Source organism: Actinokineospora enzanensis DSM 44649 (assembly GCF_000374445.1).
Lineage (GTDB): Bacteria > Actinomycetota > Actinomycetes > Mycobacteriales > Pseudonocardiaceae > Actinokineospora > Actinokineospora enzanensis.
Map to the genome: position 1 here is coordinate 34355 of NZ_KB894421.1, position 17615 is coordinate 51969.

General features: G+C 71.5%; 15 protein-coding genes. 4 read left to right on the forward strand and 11 right to left on the reverse strand.

Going from position 1 to position 17615, the window contains the following annotated elements:
- Nucleotides 1–9 precede the first annotated feature (9 nt).
- Genes murJ through C503_RS40250 form a run of 3 tightly spaced genes read right to left on the reverse strand, consistent with a single transcriptional unit; the run spans nt 10 to nt 4424 of the window.
- Nucleotides 10–1665, reverse strand: coding sequence for a murein biosynthesis integral membrane protein MurJ (gene murJ, locus C503_RS0121375; RefSeq protein WP_018684263.1), 1656 nt, complete (start codon nt 1663–1665; stop codon nt 10–12).
- Between the two features lie 14 nt (nt 1666–1679).
- Nucleotides 1680–3854, reverse strand: a complete 2175-nt coding sequence (locus C503_RS40245; RefSeq protein WP_018684264.1) for a DUF6049 family protein — start codon at nt 3852–3854, stop codon at nt 1680–1682.
- A 21-nt stretch (nt 3855–3875) separates the two neighbouring features.
- Complete coding sequence (locus C503_RS40250) at nt 3876–4424, reverse strand: NUDIX hydrolase (RefSeq protein ID WP_084477244.1); 549 nt, start codon at nt 4422–4424, stop codon at nt 3876–3878.
- A gap of 79 nt (nt 4425–4503) precedes the next feature.
- Here C503_RS40250 and C503_RS0121390 point away from each other — a divergent pair, with 79 nt between their 5' ends.
- Entirely contained in the window at nt 4504–5988 is a 1485-nt protein-coding gene (locus tag C503_RS0121390; protein ID WP_018684266.1) for a CCA tRNA nucleotidyltransferase, read from the forward strand.
- Here C503_RS0121390 and C503_RS0121395 read toward each other — a convergent pair.
- Nucleotides 5941–7179 (reverse strand): MFS transporter, encoded by a 1239-nt coding sequence (locus tag C503_RS0121395; protein WP_018684267.1) that lies wholly within the window; start codon nt 7177–7179, stop codon nt 5941–5943. The genes C503_RS0121390 and C503_RS0121395 overlap by 48 nt on opposite strands.
- A 369-nt stretch (nt 7180–7548) precedes the next feature.
- Here C503_RS0121395 and C503_RS0121400 point away from each other — a divergent pair, with 369 nt between their 5' ends.
- Entirely contained in the window at nt 7549–8121 is a 573-nt protein-coding gene (locus tag C503_RS0121400) for a YqgE/AlgH family protein (RefSeq protein WP_018684268.1), read from the forward strand.
- Nucleotides 8122–8145: 24 nt separating this feature from the next.
- Here the strand turns inward: C503_RS0121400 and C503_RS0121405 are convergent, their stop codons facing one another.
- Nucleotides 8146–8556: an SdpI family protein gene (locus tag C503_RS0121405; RefSeq protein WP_018684269.1), complete on the reverse strand. Its 411-nt coding sequence runs from the start codon at nt 8554–8556 to the stop codon at nt 8146–8148.
- A gap of 66 nt (nt 8557–8622) precedes the next feature.
- Here C503_RS0121405 and C503_RS0121410 point away from each other — a divergent pair, with 66 nt between their 5' ends.
- Entirely contained in the window at nt 8623–9759 is a 1137-nt protein-coding gene (locus C503_RS0121410; protein ID WP_018684270.1) for an esterase-like activity of phytase family protein, read from the forward strand.
- A gap of 115 nt (nt 9760–9874) precedes the next feature.
- Here C503_RS0121410 and C503_RS0121415 read toward each other — a convergent pair whose 3' ends face one another.
- The gene (locus tag C503_RS0121415; protein WP_018684271.1) at nt 9875–10612 is read right to left on the reverse strand and encodes a TetR/AcrR family transcriptional regulator; all 738 of its coding nucleotides are present in this window, start codon (nt 10610–10612) and stop codon (nt 9875–9877) included.
- Between the two features lie 145 nt (nt 10613–10757).
- On the opposite strand from C503_RS0121415, the gene C503_RS40255 reads away from it, so the two are divergent.
- Nucleotides 10758–12884 (forward strand): MMPL family transporter, encoded by a 2127-nt coding sequence (locus tag C503_RS40255; protein WP_245572554.1) that lies wholly within the window; start codon nt 10758–10760, stop codon nt 12882–12884.
- 381 nt (nt 12885–13265) lie between these two features.
- Here the strand turns inward: C503_RS40255 and C503_RS0121425 are convergent, their stop codons facing one another.
- The 5 genes from C503_RS0121425 to C503_RS0121445 all read right to left on the reverse strand — a co-directional run bounded on the left by C503_RS0121425 (nt 13266) and on the right by C503_RS0121445 (nt 17607).
- A complete protein-coding gene (locus C503_RS0121425; protein ID WP_018684273.1) occupies nt 13266–13808 on the reverse strand; it encodes a TetR/AcrR family transcriptional regulator in 543 nt (180 codons plus the stop codon).
- 55 nt (nt 13809–13863) lie between these two features.
- On the reverse strand, nt 13864–15003 hold the full coding sequence (locus C503_RS0121430; RefSeq protein WP_026316546.1) for an RNA polymerase sigma factor: 1140 nt from the start codon (nt 15001–15003) through the stop codon (nt 13864–13866).
- Nucleotides 15004–15011: 8 nt separating this feature from the next.
- On the reverse strand, nt 15012–15422 hold the full coding sequence (locus tag C503_RS0121435) for a YciI family protein (RefSeq protein WP_018684275.1): 411 nt from the start codon (nt 15420–15422) through the stop codon (nt 15012–15014).
- A 98-nt stretch (nt 15423–15520) separates the two neighbouring features.
- The gene (locus C503_RS0121440; RefSeq protein ID WP_018684276.1) at nt 15521–16405 is read right to left on the reverse strand and encodes a LysR family transcriptional regulator; all 885 of its coding nucleotides are present in this window, start codon (nt 16403–16405) and stop codon (nt 15521–15523) included.
- A 17-nt stretch (nt 16406–16422) separates the two neighbouring features.
- Nucleotides 16423–17607: a glycine C-acetyltransferase gene (locus tag C503_RS0121445; RefSeq protein ID WP_018684277.1), complete on the reverse strand. Its 1185-nt coding sequence runs from the start codon at nt 17605–17607 to the stop codon at nt 16423–16425.
- Between the last annotated feature and the right edge of the window lie 8 nt (nt 17608–17615).

A 17615-nucleotide genomic window follows, 5' to 3' on the forward strand; every position in this document is an offset into this window, starting at 1 on the left:
CGGAGCGGCTCAGCGCCTGCGCACCAGTCGGGTGATTCGGCGCGTCGCGGGCTGCAGCTCGGGCACCTTCAGCAGCACCAGCACACCGAAGGCGACACTGCCCGCGACCAGGCCCTGCACCGTGAGTGTGACCCACGCCGCGAACCGCGAGTCGAGCTCGGGCAGCGCGAAGCGGGTCACCGCCCAGGCGGCGGCGATGCCCACCCCGCCCGCGAGCACCGTGGTGGCGATCACTCGGATGATCTTCTTGCTGTGCAGGTTGCCCAGCCGCACCCACAGCCACATCTGGCCGAGCACCGCGCCGACCACGAAGGTCAGCGAGTTGATCAGCAGCACCGCGATGACCACCTGGTCGGACTGGACCAGCTGCGCGCACATGTACAGCATCGGCACCTTCACCAGGGTCATCACGACCATGATCAGGGTCGGCGTGCGCGCGTCCTTCATCGCGTAGAACACCCGCAGCTGGAGCATGACCAGCGCGTACGGCAGCAGGCCGAACGCGGAGAAGGCCAGCGCGTAGCCCAGTCGCTGGGCCTCGGCCAGGTCGGTCTCGCCGCCGGTGAACAGCGCGACGCCGATGGCCGTGCCGGTGATCGTGAGCACCGCGCTGATCGGCACCAGCATCACCGCGGACAGTCTGCTCGCCAGCGACAGGTCGTCGACCAGCCGCTGGGTGTCGCCGTCGGCGGCGGACTTGCTCATCCTGGGCAGGATCGCGGTCAGCAGCGAGACGCCGATGACGCCGTAGGGCAGCTGGAACAGCAGCCAGGCGTTGGAGTAGATCAGCGCGCCGCCCGCGGAGGCGGCGGTGAGCACCCGCTGGGTGATCACCATGCCGATCTGGCTGATCGCCACGTAGCCCAGGATCCACAGGGCCAGGCCGCCGAACTCGCGCAGCCGGGAGTCGAAGCCCCAGTTCCAGCGGAACCGGAACCCGATCCGGCGCAGCGACGGCAGCAGGATCACCGCCTGCACCAGGATGCCCAGGGTGGTGCCGACGCCCAGGATCAGCAGCTTGGTGTCGCCCATGCTGACCGGGTCGAGCGAGATCTTGCCGGGCACCAGCGAGTAGGTGACCAGGGTGGCCAGGATGACCACGTTGTTCACCACCGGCGCCCACGCGGTCGGCCCGAACACGTGCCGGGCCTGCAGGATCGCCGACAGCAGCGCGAACACGCCGTAGAAGAGGATCTCCGGCAGCAGCAGGTAGGCGAACGCGGTGACCAGGTCGGCGTTGGCGTTGCCGGTGGAGTCGTCCACGTAGAGGTGGGTGAACAGCGGGGCGGCGGCCACCGCGATCACCGTGCCGACGGCCAGGCCGACCAGGCCGACGGTGAGCAGCCGGTTGGTGTAGGCGGCGCCGCCGTCCGGGTCTTTCTGCGAGCGCACCAGCAGCGGCACCACGATGCTGGCCAACACGCCGCCGAGCAGCAGTTCAAAGATGATGTTCGGCAGGGTGTTCGCCACGGTGAACGAGTCGCCCACCACGTTCACCCCGACCAGCCAGCCGAGGACGATCTTCCAGAAGAACCCGGTGATCCGGCTGACCAGCGTGGCGATCGCCATGGAGCCGCTGGCCTTGGCCAGCGACGGGGTCGCGTCCGTGCCGCCCGTCCGGGCCGCCCCCTGCTCCACCGTCGTCGTCCTCGCGGTCGTGTCCATGTCCCTGCCCGTGTTCAGAGGTCGCCCTCCGCCGCCGCTGCCCGCGTGCGCCGGGCCGTGCGGATCCGGCGGAACAGCCGGAGGCCGACCAACAGCACCAGCACACCCGCGGCCGTACCGGTGACCGCGACGGTGATGCTGCCGTAAGAGGTGGAGTTCAGTACCACCCGGGAGGACTTACCCAGCAGCGTGCCACTGTCGGTGGTCAACCAGATGGTGACGGTGAAGCGGCCGGACCGGGTGACCTCGGCGGGCAGGTAGCGCGGGATGGCCGCCTTGGCCGGGATGCGCACCACGGCCGTCTCCTGCGGCTTGAGCCCGGGGGTGTTCCCGACGTTGATCTTGGCCCGGACGGTGACCGGCAGGCTGTTGGTGATGAACACCGGCAGCGGGCTGTCCTGCGAGGCCAGCGACAGCGGGCGGCCCGGGTCGCTCACCGTCACCTGCGACAGCAGCGCGGTGAGCTGGGTGTTGACCGCGGCAGTGGCGTGCTGGCCCTTGTCCGAGGTCTTGCGCCAGGCGGTGGACCCGGCCCGGATCAGGCCGTAGCGCAGCGGCTGGATGAGCGAGTCGGGGGTGACCTTGCGGGTGTCGTCCTCGAACAGCACGTTGGCCACCAGGTCGCGCTGCACGGTGTCGGCCTGGGCGATCTCGGCGGTCACCGGCGCGGGCAGCTCCTGCGTGCTGTCCTGGGCGGAGTAGTCCAGCCCGGCGGCGGTGCCCTGGTCGGCGCCGTCGATGAGCGACTGCAGGCCGAGCGGGCGGATGAAGCCCTGGGTTTCCAGCGCCTGCACGGTGCTCAGGAACACCGACAGCTCGGCGGCCGTGGCGTTCCACCGGCGCGGCGGCGCCACCAGCACCGACTGGCCGGGCACGGACTGGTAGCCGCCACGGAACACCAGCGTCGCCAGGCCGTTCTGGATCGACGAGGTCTTCACGCCCGCGTCGTCCACCGGCTCCTTCGGTGCCAGCGAGGAGGCCACGAGCTGGTCGTACGGGATGGCGCGCAGGTTGGTGCCGAGCGTGTAGGGCACCGTGCCCTGGGCGCCGCGCACCCGGCTGCCGTCGGCCAGGATCGTGGTCCGGTGCGAGCCGGACAACGCGGTGAGCGTGCTCGCGTCCAGCGTGCCGCCGTCCGGCCAGACCGCCCCGGCCAGCGGCTTGGTGCCGAGCAGCGTCTCCACCGAGCCAGACTCGGCCAGCGCGGCGTCGACCAGCTCGTGGCTGCCCGCCCGGGACAATGCGGCCACATCGGCGTCGGCGTACGGCAGGGAGATCACGCACTGGCCGCGGGTGAGGTCTTTCACCCGGTCGAGCCACAGCTGGGCGGCGCCCGCGCCGGTGCCGTCGAACACCGTGCCGTCCGGGGCGCGCACCTGGTAGCCGTCGGTCATCGCGTTGACGGTGTCGAGCAGGTCGGGGTCGACCACGAAGCACAGCGTGCGCAGGATCGAGGAGTTGCCGGTCGCGGCCGTGCGCACGGTGTCGACCAGGCTGAACAGCCTGCCACTGGACAGCGAGGTGGCCAGGCCGTCGTCGGCGAACACCGTGCGGCTGCCGTCGGTGGGGGTCTCCACCCGGCGCGGGCGGTCGTCGATCAGCGGCCACAGCACGCTGAGCTGGGTGGGCTGGGCGGGCGGGTTGACCATGCCGCCGCCGGGCACGGACAGCACCGGCAGCAGGGTGCTCAGCGCGCCGAGCCGCTCGGTGCGGCCGTAGTCGGGGATGCCGTTGAAGTTCAGTACCAGCGGATAGATGCCCGGCTGGTCCAGCCGCAGCGCGTCCTTGTCCTGGCCGAGGCCGACGGTGATGGTGAACGGCACGGTCTGGCCGCGGTCGAGGGCGTCGGTGACCGGTTTGAAGGTGGAGCTGACCACCGGCCTGCTCACCGCGTCCAGGCGCTGCGGGTCGCCGAGCGCGGACCGCAGCCCGAGCTCGTCGTCGATCACGTCCCCGCGCTGCAGCCGCACATCGACGTGCTCCACCTTGCGGTCACTCGTATTGGTGACGCGGCCGCTGATGGTGACCGTCTGGGTGCCTGCCTCCACCACCCGCGGGGACAGCTCGTCCAGATCGACCCGTAACCGCCCGGCCGCTTCCGCGTTCGCCGGGGTGGTCAGCGGTGCGCCCAGCGTCAGGCACACCGCGGCCAGCACCGCGTAACCGGCGCGGCGCAGTCGAGTGATCACGGCTTCTCTCCAGCCATCGGGTCAGGCCCGTCCTACCTCGGGTCGATCCCGCTCCACCGGATCGGGTGAGAGCGGATGCTCGGAGAGTAGTTGCCTGGCCTTCCGGACGAGCCGGCGCTCGTCGGCGTAGGCGAGTCGGTTGTCCAACTCGTCGAGCGCCACCCACGCGACCTCGGTCACCTCAAGGTCCTCGTCGGACAGCTCGAAAGAGTATGCCCGCAGCAGGAAGTGGTGCACCGTCTTGTGGATCCGCTTGGTGCCGTCGGCGATGAACCAGTAGTCGATGGTGCCAAGCGGGCGGACTACCTCGCCGTCGATCCCGGTCTCCTCGGCGACCTCGCGGACAGCGGTCTGCTCCGGGGTCTCCCCCGGTTCGATGTGGCCCTTGGGCAGCGACCAGAGCAGCCTGCCGCGCCGGTCCAGCCTGCCGATCAGCGCCACGGTGTGCGTCGCCGGGTCGATGACCAGGCCACCTGCCGAGGTCTCGTCCACAGTGGTCAGCCTGCGCCCGCGTCGGCGGAACCGGCGCCCGGAGCGGGCACCTCGGGACCTGCCGGACGACGGGGGCATGTCCGCGATGGTAGTGCGATCGGCGCAATGGGGACGGGCGTGCGCGGTCGGGGCGCGGCGGCGGATACGCTCGTCCATCGTGTCTCGAACGCCCGCCTCGACCAACGCCGCCCAGGCCGCCGCACGGAACGCGGTCGCCGAACTGCTGCGGGTCTCGCCCGTCGCCGACGAACTCGCGGCCCGCTTCACCCGTGCAGGCCACCGGCTGTACCTGGTCGGTGGCAGCGTGCGGGACGCCATGCTGGGCAGGCTCGGCAACGACCTGGACTTCACCACCGACGCCCGGCCGGACGAGATCATGAAGATCGTCACAGGCTGGGCGGAGGCGGTCTGGGACACCGGGATCGCGTTCGGCACGGTGGGCGCGGCCAAGAACGGCGCCCAGTGCGAGATCACCACGTTCCGCTCGGATTCCTACGACCGGGTGACGCGCAACCCCGAGGTCCGGTTCGGCGACTCCATCGAGGCCGATCTGGTCCGCCGGGACTTCACGGTCAACGCGATGGCGATCGATCTGTCCGACCGGGAGTTCATCGACCCGCACGACGGGATGACCGCGCTGGCCGACCGGGTGCTGGACACCCCGGCCACCCCGCAGGAGTCGTTCGCCGACGACCCGCTGCGGATGCTGCGCGCGGCCCGGTTCGTCAGCCAGCTGGGGTTCGCCTGCGCGCCGCGGGTGCTCGACGCGCTGGGCGCGATGGCCGACGAGATCACCCGGATCACCCCGGAGCGGGTGCAGGCGGAGCTGTCCAAGCTGCTGTGCGGGGTGCAGGCGAGACGCGGCGTGGAGCTGCTGGTGGACAGCGGGCTGGCCGCGCACGTGCTGCCCGAGGTGCCCGCGATGCGACTGGAGATCGACGAGCATCACCAGCACAAGGACGTCTACGAACACTCGCTGGTGGTGCTGGACCAGGCGATCGACCTGGAGGAGGACGGACCGGACCTGGTGCTGCGGCTGGCCGCGTTGCTGCACGACATCGGCAAGCCGGACACCCGCAGGCACATGTCGGGCGGCGGGGTCAGCTTCCACCACCACGAGGTGGTGGGCGCCAAGCTGACCCGAAAGCGCTTGCGCGCGCTGCGGTACTCCAAGGAGGTCATCGAGGACGTCTCCCGGCTGGTCTTCCTGCACCTGCGCTTCCACGGCTACGGCAATGGCGAGTGGACCGACTCCGCGGTCCGTCGCTACGTCACCGACGCGGGCGACCTGCTGTCCCGGCTGCACAAGCTGGTCCGCGCCGACTGCACCACCCGCAACCGGCGCAAGGCGAACGCACTGCAGCGCACCTATGACGGCCTTGAGGAGCGGATCGGCAGGCTGGCCGCCGAGGAGGACCTGGCCAGGGTGCGGCCGGACCTGGACGGCAACGAGATCATGCGGCTGCTGGGCATCCCGGCGGGCCCGCTGGTCGGCAAGGCGTGGAGCCACCTCAAGGAGCTGCGGCTGGACCACGGCCCGCTCTCCCGCGAGGACGCCGAGGCCGCGTTGTTCGCCTGGGCCCGTGCCCAGGGCCTAGGCGTGGCCGCGGCTGACGAGGGCGAAGCCGGCGAAACCGAGTAGGTAGCAGGCGCCCGCAGCGAGGACGAGCCCCGGTGAGGCGCCGTCCGGGGCGACCACCAGCGCGGCCAGCGCCACGGACACCACCTGGGCGATGTTGACCAGCGTGTCGTAGAGGGAGAACACCCGGCCGCGCAGCTCGTCGCCGATGTCGCGCTGCACCGCCGCGTCCACGCACAGCTTCACGACCTGGCCCGCGAACGACATCAGCAGCGCGGCGGCGAGCGTGGTCGGCATGGTCAGCGGCAGCCCGCCCGCGAGCACCGCGACCGCGCCGAGCAGCAGCCCGGTGCCCAGCGTGCGGCGCCTGCCCAGCCGCGCCACCAGCCGGGCGGTGACCAGCCCGGCGACCAGGATGCCCACGCCGAAGACCGCGACCGCCTGACCGAGGCCGGGCAGGCCCGCGGTGAACCGGAACCGCATGAGCAGCACGGTCAGCAGCAGCGCGATGCCGAACGCCAGCCGGTGCGCGAGCAGCCCGACGAACCCGGCCAGCACGGTGGGCGTGCGGATCGCCGCGCGGCCGCCGTCGGACAGGCCACGGGCCACCGCGACCAGCGGCTGCGCGGGCTCGTCCACCTCGTCCGGGCCGAGCGCGCCGCGCGCGAACCGGACCGCGAACCAGGCCGCGCCGACCGAGCCGAAACAGGCGAACGCGGTGGTCAGCCCGGAGCCCGCGTTGCCCTCGCCGAACAGCGCGCGCAGCCCGACGGCGCAGCCCGCGCCGATCACGGCGACCACCGCGCCCAGCGTGGTGGCCAACGCGTTGGCCTCGACCAGGGTGCGTACCGGGACCACGTGCGGCAGCGCGGCGGACAGCCCGGAGTTGACGAACCGGCTGACCCCGATCACCACCAGGGCCAGGGTGAACAGCAGCGCGCCGTTCGCGCCGACCGCCACGGTGAACGCCGAGACCAGGATCAGCACGCCGCGCAGCAGGTTGGCCACGACCAGCACCCGCCGCCGGTCCCAGCGGTCGAGCAGCGCGCCCGCGAACGGGCCGACGACGGAGTACGGCAGCAGCAGCGCGGTGAACCCGGCGGCGATGGCCAGCGGGTCGGCCTCGCGCTCGGGGTTGAACAGCACCGCCCCGGCGAGTCCGGCCTGGAACAGCCCGTCGCCCCACTGCGCGGCGAACCGGCTGAACAGCAGCCTGCGGAAACCCTCGATGGCGAGCAGGGCCCGCGCTCCCACACGTGTGTGGTGTGCCTCGTGTTGGGCCGTGCTCACAACGCCGGAGCCTAGCCGGGTGCCCGGACCTGTCAGTAGCGGTGCCCATCCACAGTGTTCGCGAACAGCTAGCGAACGCGCGGTATCAGCGGTATCGGGAGAAAGGGATGGGCGGCCTCGAAAGGCCGCCCATCCTGTGGTCGACACCCGGTCGCCTCACGGCGAGTTGCGCGACGTGGCTCCAGCCGAGCGGTATTCCACGAAGGCGGTTCTAGTTGAGCCCGGGGGACACGAAGGCGCCGACCGTTCCGTCCAACGCGCGGCTGGGCGAGGATGTTCCCGAGTTCCCAACTCCGGTCTCGGCCGCCGGGGTCCGGATGGGATCATGTGCGAGTGCCGTCCGATGTCGACGTCGAGCCGGGGACGCTGCTGGTCGCGGCGCCCAGCCTGCTCGACAACAACTTCCGCCGCACGGTCGTCTACGTCATCGACCACCGTGGTGAGGGAACCCTCGGCGTCGTGCTCAACCGGCCGAGTGACGTCCCGGTGGATGATGTGCTGCCCAACTGGGGTCCGCATGTCACCCAGCCGGGGGCGGTATTCGTGGGCGGTCCGGTCGACCAGAAGACGGCGCTGTGCCTGGCGGCCATGCGTACCGGGGAGAACGTGGATGGGGTGCGCGGCCTGATCGGGGTGCGCGGGCCGGTGGCGCTGGTCGACCTGGACGCGGACCCGGACGCGCTGGCGCCCAAGTTCCGCGGCCTGCGGGTGTTCGCCGGGTACGCGGGCTGGGACGTCGGCCAGCTGGCAGGCGAGATCGACCGCGGCGACTGGATCGTGGTTCCGGCGCTGCCCAGCGACGTGATGGCGCCCGCGGGCCAGGACCTGTGGGGACGGGTGCTGCGCAGACAGGGCATGCCGCTGGCCTTGCTGGCCACCCACCCGGGTGACGTGCGAGAAAACTAGAAGTCCACCCGGCCGGGTGAAATCTCAGGCGCCACGGGTGAGCACGCCGCAGCCGCCGCACTGGCAGCCCGCGCAGCCAGCCGGGAGCTCCGGCTTCGGCTCCGGGACGGCCGCCGCGGCCCGGTGGCCGAGCACCCCGCCGCCCAGCGTGATCGCCACCAGGCCGACCAGGGCGATCGCCGAGACGGTCAGCACCGCGCCGGTACCGGACAGGGTGAACCCGACGGCCGCGCCGAGCACCCCCACCAGGCCCGCGACCAGCGTGGGCAGCCCGGCGACCTTGTTGCCCACCCGGAAGGCCTCGTCGCTGCGCAGCGTGGCCGGGGTGCGCACGCCGCCGAAGCGGTTGCGCGGCAGGCGCTCGGTCAGGCCGAGGAAGCCGATGGCGAGCAGGGGCAGGCCGGCCACCAGGGGCGCGAGCGGCACGAGGTTCACGACTCGATGGTAGGAGGTCGCCCGGTCGCCACGTGGTGGACACCCGGGTGCGATGTGCTACCCGTCATGTCTCGCGCCCTCGTCGTGCTCGGTGCCGCCGTCGTCGCCACCGGCCTCCTCGTCTCCCCCGCCGCCGCGGCGCCCGTGGCGAAACCGGTCGGCCCGAAGGTCCGCCTGATCGGGGAACGCATCGTCCCGCACGGGCTGACCTTCCAGGGCACCACCGTGGGCGGCCTGTCCGGGATCGACCGCGACCCGTGCACCGGCGGCTACGTGTTCATCAGCGACGACCGCTCGGCGCTGCAGCCCGCCCGGTTCTACACCGCGCGCATCGACGTGACGTCCGACGGGATCGGTCCGGTGGAGTTCACCGGCACCCACCCGTTCCTGCGCCCCGACGGCACCCCCTACCCGCCGCTGTCCGCGGGCGACGGCACGACCGTCGACCCGGAGGACATCCGGGTCGACCCGTGGACCGGCGGCTACACCTGGAGCCAGGAGGGCGAGCGCCGGCCCGAGGTGCTGATCGACCCGTCGGTGCGCACCGCGAAGCGCGACGGCCGGTTCGCGAGCGAGCTGCCGCTGCCTGCGAACCTCAGGATGACCGCGGACCGCGGGCCCCGACAGAACTTGGTTCTGGAGGGCCTGACCTACGCGGGCGCCGGTTCGCTGGTCGTCTCGGCGGTCGAAGGGCCGCTGCTGCAGGACGGTCCGGTGCCCACCCCGGAGCACGGCGCGTTGTCGCGGATCGTGGTGCAGACCCGCACCGGCCACCAGCTCGCGCAGTACGCGTACCCGCAGGAGCCCGCGTTCGCGACGCCGGTCCCGCCGACCGCGGCGGCGAGCAACGGCGTGCCCGCGATCCTGGCCGTCGACCCGCTGGACCCGACCCGGTATCTGGTGGTGGAGCGGGCGTTCGTGACCGGCGTCGGCAACAAGGTGCGGGTGTACGAGGTCGACACCAAGGGCGCGACGAACGTGGCGGGCCGGGACCTGGCCGACCCGAGCGGGGTGCGGCCGGTGCGCAAGCGGCTGCTCGTCGACCTCGCCGATCTCGGTTTGTCCACTGTGGACAACATCGAGGGGATCTCCTGGGGGCCCGCCCTGCGTTCCGGCGAGCGGTCGTTGTTGCTGGTCAGCGACGACAACTTCAGCCCGACCCAGGTGACCCAGGTGATCGCGCTCGGCGTGCGCGGCTGGTGACCTGAGGCGAATCCGACTGGAACGGCGCCGAGGCGGCAGGCGGTGCTGAGTTCGAGTACCGGCGGTCTGCTTGTTCGATGCGCCGGTGAGGTCATCGTGGTGCCGATAGGAACGGTCAGCGGAGTCCGACGTCGCGGACGAGGTCGTCGAGCATCGACTCGAACATCGGCTCGGCGTCGGACACCGGGAACGGGAACTGGCCGAACACCTCCAGGGCCACCTGTCCGTAGAGCCGGACCCAGAACCGGAGCATGGCGTAGGCGGTGCCCACCCCGACCAGTTCGGACGGCACCGCCACGCCGGTCGCGGCCATGTTGACCACCAGGTCGTCGCGGAACCGGGTCAGGTCGGCGCGCATGTCGGTCGGGACCGGCTCGTCCGGCTTCGCCAGCAGGATGCCGGTGGCCAGGACGCGGCCCGCGACGGTGAGGAAGATCTGGCCGAACGACTCGGTGCCGGTGTCCGCGGCGGCGATCGCGCAGTTCTCCCCCGGTGCCGCCGCGGGCGAGGCGAAGACCAGGGCGAACTCCTGCGGGTGGTGCAGTGCCCAGGCGCGGAAGCCGCGGCAGATGGCCAGTACCTGGCCGATGTGGTCGGTCTGGGGTACCTCGGCCAGCGCCTTGCCCAGGCCGACGGCGAGGTCGGCGCAGACGTCCGCGCGCAGGTGCGCGATCAGGTCCTCGCGCGAGGCGTAGTAGCGGTAGAGCGCGGGCGCGGTGATGCCCAGTTCGCGGGCGATGGCACGCAGTGTCACGGCTTGTGGCCCTTGGGTCACCAATAGTTCCCTGGCCTGCCGCCGGATGTCCCGGTCGGTCCCCGAGCGGTCGCGTTCGCGGCGGTTGACCTGCGTCATGTCACATCCCCTCGATCTTGTCGGCAGCCCGGCCGGTGGGTACCGTGCGCTCTAGTAAACGGTGTTAACTCCCGCCCGGTTCGGGCCGGTTGTTGTCGCCGGTCCGGCGTTTGGGAGGAATGCCATGTTCGCATCATGGGGATCGGTGATCCACCGTAGGCGCTGGATAGTGCTGGTCACCGTGCTCGTCGCCACCCTCGGTGCCGGGCTGTGGGGGCTGGGTGTGTTCGGCAAGCTGACCCAGGGCGGCTACGAGGACCCGGCGAGCGAGTCGTCCCGGGTGAACAAGATCGTCGAGGAGCAGCTCGGGCAGAAGCCCGCCGACATCGTGCTCCTCTACACCGCGCCCGCGGGCACGAACATGGATGACCCGGACGTGGCCAAGCGGGTGACCGCCGCGCTCGCCGCGTTACCCGCGGACGCCATCGCCGAGCGGGTCGACTACTGGACCGCGCGCCAACCCGCGCTCGCCAGTCCGGACAAGCACCTCGCCATGGCCACGATCACGTTGGCGGGCGAGGACTTCGACACCAAGCACGCCAACTTCGCCAAGATCGAGAAGGCACTGCCGGTCGACGGCGTGCCCACCCAGGTCGGCGGCAAGGTGCCGACCGAGCAGGCGATGACCGAGCGGTCCAACTCCGACCTGGCCGTGGCCGAGGCCATCTCGCTGCCGGTCACCCTGATCCTGCTCGTGCTGATCTTCGGCAGCCTGGTCGCGGCCGCGCTGCCGGTGCTGGTCGGCGGCCTGGCCATCTTCGGCGCGCTGGGCGTGCTGCGGCTGCTCAGCCTGGGCCTGGAGGTCAACACCTTCGCGGTCAACGTCGCCACCCTGCTCGGCCTGGGCATGGCCATCGACTACGGCCTGTTCACCGTCGGCCGCTTCCGCGAGGAGCTCGCCGCGGGCCGCACCCCCGCCCAGGCCGTCCAGCGCACCGTCGCCACCGCGGGCCGCACGGTCGCGTTCTCCGCGACACTGCTGGTGATCGCGCTGGCCGGACTGCTCGTGTTCCCGATGGACTTCCTCAAGTCCATGGCCTACGGCGGCATGTCCGCGGTCGCCATCGCCGCGATCGTCTCGCTCACCCTGCTGCCCGCGCTGCTGGCGATCCTCGGGCACCGCGTGGACAAGCTCTCGCTGCCGTGGCGGCGTGGTGCGACCGGCGGCGAGTCCCGACTGCTCGGCCGGATCGCGGACACCGTGATGCGCAAGCCGGTCTGGTTTGTGGCGCCGATCCTCGCCGTGCTGGTCGCGCTCGCCCTGCCGTTCGGCAACGCCCAGTTCGGCGGCGCCAACGAGAAGCAGCTGCCGCCCGGCGACCCGCACCGCGCCACCGCCGAGGCCATCGCCGCCAACTTCCCGGCCGCCAGCAACAACATGGTGAAGGTCGTGCTGCGCGGTGCCGACGCGCCGCCGGACCAGGCCATCGTGCAGGCCTACGCCCAGGCGGCGCACGAGGTGCCCGGGGTCGCCGACGCGCGGCCGACCGGGGCGGGCGGCAACGTCGTGGTGCTCACCGTGCCGCTGACCGTGGACGCGCTGTCCACCGAGGCAGGCGACGCGCTGCACCGGCTGCGTGCCATCCCGTCCAGCGCTGAGGTGCTGGTCGGCGGCTACCCGGCGCTGGTGGCCGACTCGGTGCAGGGCATCGTCGACCGGGTGCCGTGGATGGTCGGCATCCTGGTGTTGGCCACGCTGGTGCTGATGTTCCTGGCGTTTGGATCCGTGCTGCTGCCGGTGAAGGCGGTGGTGATGAGCGCGCTGAGCCTGTCGGCCACCTTCGGCGTGCTGGTGTTCGTGTTCCAGGAAGGGCACGGCGTCGACCTGCTGAACGTGACGCCGCAGCCCGCGCAGGCCGGGATGATGGTGCTGATCGGCGCGGTCGTGTTCGGCCTGTCGACCGACTACGAGACATTCCTGTTGTCGCGCATGGTCGAGGCCCGGCACGCGGGTCAGTCCACCCGCGAGGCGGTGCGCACCGGGTTGGTCCGCACCGGTCGGATGATCACCGCGGCCGCCCTGCTGCTGGGCGTGGTGACCGGCGCGTTCGGGATGTCGTCGTTGGCCAGCATGCGGTTCATCGGCCTCGGCATGATCGTCGCCCTGCTGCTGGACGCCACCGTGGTGCGGATGCTGCTGGTGCCCGCGGTGCTCCGGCTGCTCGGTGACGCCGCCTGGTGGGCCCCCGGTCCGCTGCGCAGGCTCCAGGAACGCGCGGGGCTCTCGGAGGTCGAACGACCGGAGGAGCGTGAGCTCACCTCGGTCGGCTGAGCGCCGGCACCGGCGCCGATCGCTCGGGGGGCTACACGACCGGCGCCGGTGACAACGCACCCGGCACGTGCGTGCCGGGGTCTAGCGCACCCATGGGGCGCGTCACAACTGACGCACAGTGTGGCACTACGGAGCCATTCGGCTACCCGATCGTTCACACATGCGCACGTTCGCTTATGGCAACGGGCGCTGACTAGGGTCGATGTCGTGGACGCCGAAATTGTGGTAGCGGGCTCGGCCAACGCGGATCTGGTCGTCGCGGTGCCCCGGCGGCCGCGCGGCGGGGAGACCGTGCTCGGCTCGGACGTCCGGGTGCTGCCCGGCGGCGCGGTGTCGTTCGTGGGCGCAGCCGTCGTACCCGACCGGTCCCGACTATCTGGCTTATGCGGCGCAGGCCCGGATGAAGAGGTCGGCCAGTTCGGGGCCGTAGTCGGGTTCGGCGGTGGCGGCGTCGATGCCGTTCGCGATGGTGCGGGCCATGACCGTGACGTTGAAGGTGCCGAAGGTGCCTTCTCGTTGGCCCTGGGTCAGTTGGCGTTCGAGCCTGCCGGTGCGGAAGTCGCGCAGGACCGGCTGTAGGTCCGGGACGTTGGTGGTGATCTCGCGGATGGCCTTGATCTGGTCGGGGTGGGTGCGCAGCAGGTCGACCTGGGTCTCGATGTAGGAGCGGAGCATCTCGGTGCGGTCGGTGACCTCGGCGAGCCGGGCGGTCATGACCTCGTCGACGGTGCCGATTGCGGCGATGAGGACCGACATCATCAGGTCGTCCTTTCCGTTGAAGTGGTAGGAGATCAGGCGGGTGCTGCTGAGCCCCGCGTGCGCCACGATCTGCGCGAACGAGGTTCGTCGGTAGCCGTGTTCGGCGATGACCTCGATGGTCGCCCGGGTGATCTGGTTCCGGCGCGCCTGCTCTGTTACTTGCATGAGTAACACTGTAGCGCGCGGGAAACAGATGTTCGTGCGAATTGTTCGGGTGGGGCTATGCGCGGTTGTTGAGGCGGGCGGCCTGGCGGGTGAGGTGGTCGCGTTCGGCCAGGTTGGGGGCCTTGGCGGCGGCTTCCGCGTACAGCCGGGCGGCGGCATCCAGGTCGCCGTCGCGTTCGTGGAGGTAGGCGGCGACGGCGGTGTGGCGTGGCAGGGAGTCGTCCAGGGGAGCCAGGGCGGCCAAGCCTGCCCGGGGGCCGTCGGCCTCGGTGATGGCCACGGCGCGGTTCAGGTGGACGATGGGGCTGTCGGTGAGTTCCGCCAGCTCGTCGTACCACTCGACGATTTGTGGCCAGTCCGTCTCCGCCGCGGTCCGGGCGTCGGCGTGCAGGGCGGCGATGGCCGCCTGGGCCTGGAACTCGCCAAGGCGGTCTTGGGCCAGGGCTGCCTGGAGGATCTCGATGCCCTCGGTGATCAGCGTCGTGTCCCAGCGGGCGCGGTCCTGGGCGGCCAGCGGGACCAGACTGCCGTCCGGGGCGGTTCGGGCGGGGCGGCGGGCGTGGTGCAGGAGCATCAACGCCAGCAGGCCTGCCACCTCGGGGTGGGAGATCGACCTCGCCAGCAGGCGGGTGAGGCGGATGGCCTCGGCGGCCAGGTCGATGTCGCCCGAGTAGCCCTCGTTGAACACCAGGTACAGCACCCGCAGCACGGTGGCCACGTCGCCTGCCTGGTTGAGGCGCGTGCCCGCGACGGTGCGTTTCGCGCGGCTGATGCGCTGGGCCATGGTGGCCTCGGGGACCAGGTAGGCCTGGGCGATCTGGCGGGTGGTGAGGCCGCCGACGGCGCGGAGGGTGAGGGCGACCGCCGAGGACGGGGTCAGCGACGGGTGGGCGCACAGGAAGTACAGCTGGAGGGTGTCGTCCACGTCCTGGGTCGGGCCCGGGTCGGGTTCCTCGTCGACGCTGTCCTCACGCCTGCGGCGGGCGGCGTCGGACCTGGTGGTGTCCAGGAACTTGCGCCAGCCGACGGTGATCAGCCAGCCCTTGGGGTCCCGGGGTGGCTCGGTCCGCCAGCTGCGCAGGGCCTCGACCAGGGCGTCCTGCACAGCGTCCTCGGCCGCCGCGAAGTCGGCTCCGCGGCGGACGAGGATGCTGAGGACGTGCGGGGTGAGGCTCCGCAGGAGGGCCTCGTCCATCTCGAAGCTCACTCGGTGATGGCAGGCTGCTGGACACCGTAGAACGGGCGCAGCTCCAGCCACTCGTGGATCGGCTTGCCGCCCGCGCCGGGGGCCGCGGACAGCTCGCCGGTCAGTTCCACCGCGCGCTCGTAGCTGTCCACGTCGATGATCATCCAGCCCGCGATGAGGTCCTTGGTCTCGGCGAACGGGCCGTCGGTGATCGGCGGGCGGCCCTCGCCGTCGTAGCGGACGAAGGTGCCCTCCTGGGCGAGCGCCTGGGCGTCGACGAACTCGCCGGTCTCCTTCAGCCGGTCGGCGAAGTCGCGCATGTACTGCAGGTGCGCGGAGATCTCCGCCTCGGTCCACTGGGCCATCGGCACGTCGTTGACCGGGGTGGGAGCGCCGCGGTAGTGCTTGAGCAGCAGGTACTTCGCCATGGTGGATCTCCTCGGTGCTGGTGCGACCCATTGTGGTCGCGCGCACCCCGGGGACGGTGCCGGTCCCGGGTTCTCGACATCGGCGGCCGAGAAAGTTTTCAGGACGTGGCGGCGGTGATCAGGGCCTGGCGGACCGTGGCGATCAACGGGTGGGTCTCGCGGCCCTGCCGGATCGCGGCGAAGACCTTGCGCTGGGGCTGCGGGGCGGCGACCGGGATGACGCGGGTCGGGTCGCAGCGGAGGGCGGCGCGCGGGATCAGCGCGACGCCCACGCCCGCGGTGACCAGGGCGGCCTGGGCGGTGAAGTCGTCCGAGGTGTGGCTGACGCGCGGGGTGAAACCGGCCGACTCGCACGCCGACAGCAGCAGGTCACGGCACGGGTTGCCGGGCAGCGGGACCACCCAGTCGTCCGGCGCCAGGTCGGACAGGCTGATCTCGGGCTTGCCCAGCAGCGGGTGGTGTGGCGGCAGGACCGCGTCGAACGGCTCCGCGTACAGCGGGTCGCGGACGATGCGCGGCTCGGTGTCCGGGTGGGTGTGCATGGTGATCGCGATGTCGATTTCGCCATCGAGCAGCATGGGCAGGCTCCGGTGCGCCTCCGCGTCGCGCACCACCACCGTCACGCCGGGGGCGGCCGCGCGCAGTGCGGTGATCGCGGGCGCCACGACCTGGGTGATGGCCGAGGCGAACGACGCCACCCTGACCTGGCCGAAGCTGCCAGAGCCGAAGGCGGCCAGCCGGGCCTCGGCCCGGTCCAGCTCGGCCAGCACCGCGTCCGCGTGCTCCAGCAGCAGGTCGCCCGCCGGGGTCAGCCAGACCCGCCTGCCCTTGCGGCGCAGCAGCTCTTGGCCGACCTCCGACTCCAGCGCCGCCAGCTGCTGCGAGACCGCCGACGGGGTCAGGTGCAGGGCCGCGCCCGCCGCGGTCACCGTGCCGTGGTCGGCGAGCGCGCGCAGCACCCGCAGCCGTCGAGGGTCGATCACCCGTCCATGGTGGCAGGTCAGTCGTCTATCTTGGATCGGGCGGCGATGAACGCGTCGACCGCGCGGTGGACATCATCCGTGGAGTGCGCGGCGGACATCTGGGTGCGGATCCTGGCCTTGCCGTGCGGGACCACCGGGTAGGAGAAGCCGATCACGTAGACGCCCTGGTCGAGCAAGAGATCCGCCATCCGGCTCGCGCGTGCGGCGTCGCCGATCATCACCGGGATGATCGGGTGTTCGCCGGGGAGCAGGTCGAAACCGGCCTCGGTCATCCTGGAGCGGAACAACGCGCTGTTCTCCCGCAGCCGGGTCAGCAGCTCGCGGGACGAGTCCAGCAGGTCGAGCACCGCCAGCGCCGCACCGGTGATCGACGGGGCCAGCGAGTTGGAGAACAGGTACGGGCGGGACCGCTGGCGCAGCATCTCGACGATCTCCGCGTGGCCGGAGGTGTAGCCGCCGCTGGCGCCGCCGAGCGCCTTGCCCAGGGTGCCGGTGTAGATGTCGACGCGGTCGCCGACGCCGAAGTGCTCCGGGGTGCCGCGCCCGGTCGGGCCCATGAAGCCGACCGCGTGCGAGTCGTCCACCATGACCAGCGCGTCGTACCGCTCGGCGAGGTCGCAGATCTCGTCAAGCGGGGCCAGGTAGCCGTCCATGGAGAACACGCCGTCGGTGGCGATCAGCCGGTAGCGGGCGTCGGCCGACTCCTTCAGCTGCCGCTCCAGGTCGGCCATGTTCCGGTTCGCGTAGCGCTTGCGGCCCGCCTTGCACAGCCGGATGCCGTCGATGATCGACGCGTGGTTGAGCTCGTCGGAGATCACCACGTCCCGCTCGGTCAGCAGCGTCTCGAACAGCCCGCCGTTGGCGTCGAAGCAGGAGCTGTACAGGATGGTGTCCGCGGTGCCAAGGAACCGGGAGATCCGCGCCTCCAGCTCCTTGTGCGGGGCCTGGGTGCCGCAGATGAACCGCACCGAGGCCATCCCGAAGCCCCACTCGTCCAGCGCCCGCTTCGCCGCCGCCACCAGGTCCGGGTGGTCGGCCAGACCGAGGTAGTTGTTGGCGCAGAAGTTCAGCACCGGTCGCGCGCCGCCCACCTCGACCGCGGCCCGCTGCGGCGAGGTGATCACCCGCTCGCCCTTGTACAGGCCCGCCGAGCGGATCTCGTCCAGCGCGCCGAGCAGGTCTCCGCGCATAGCGCCGTACATCGGCTCTC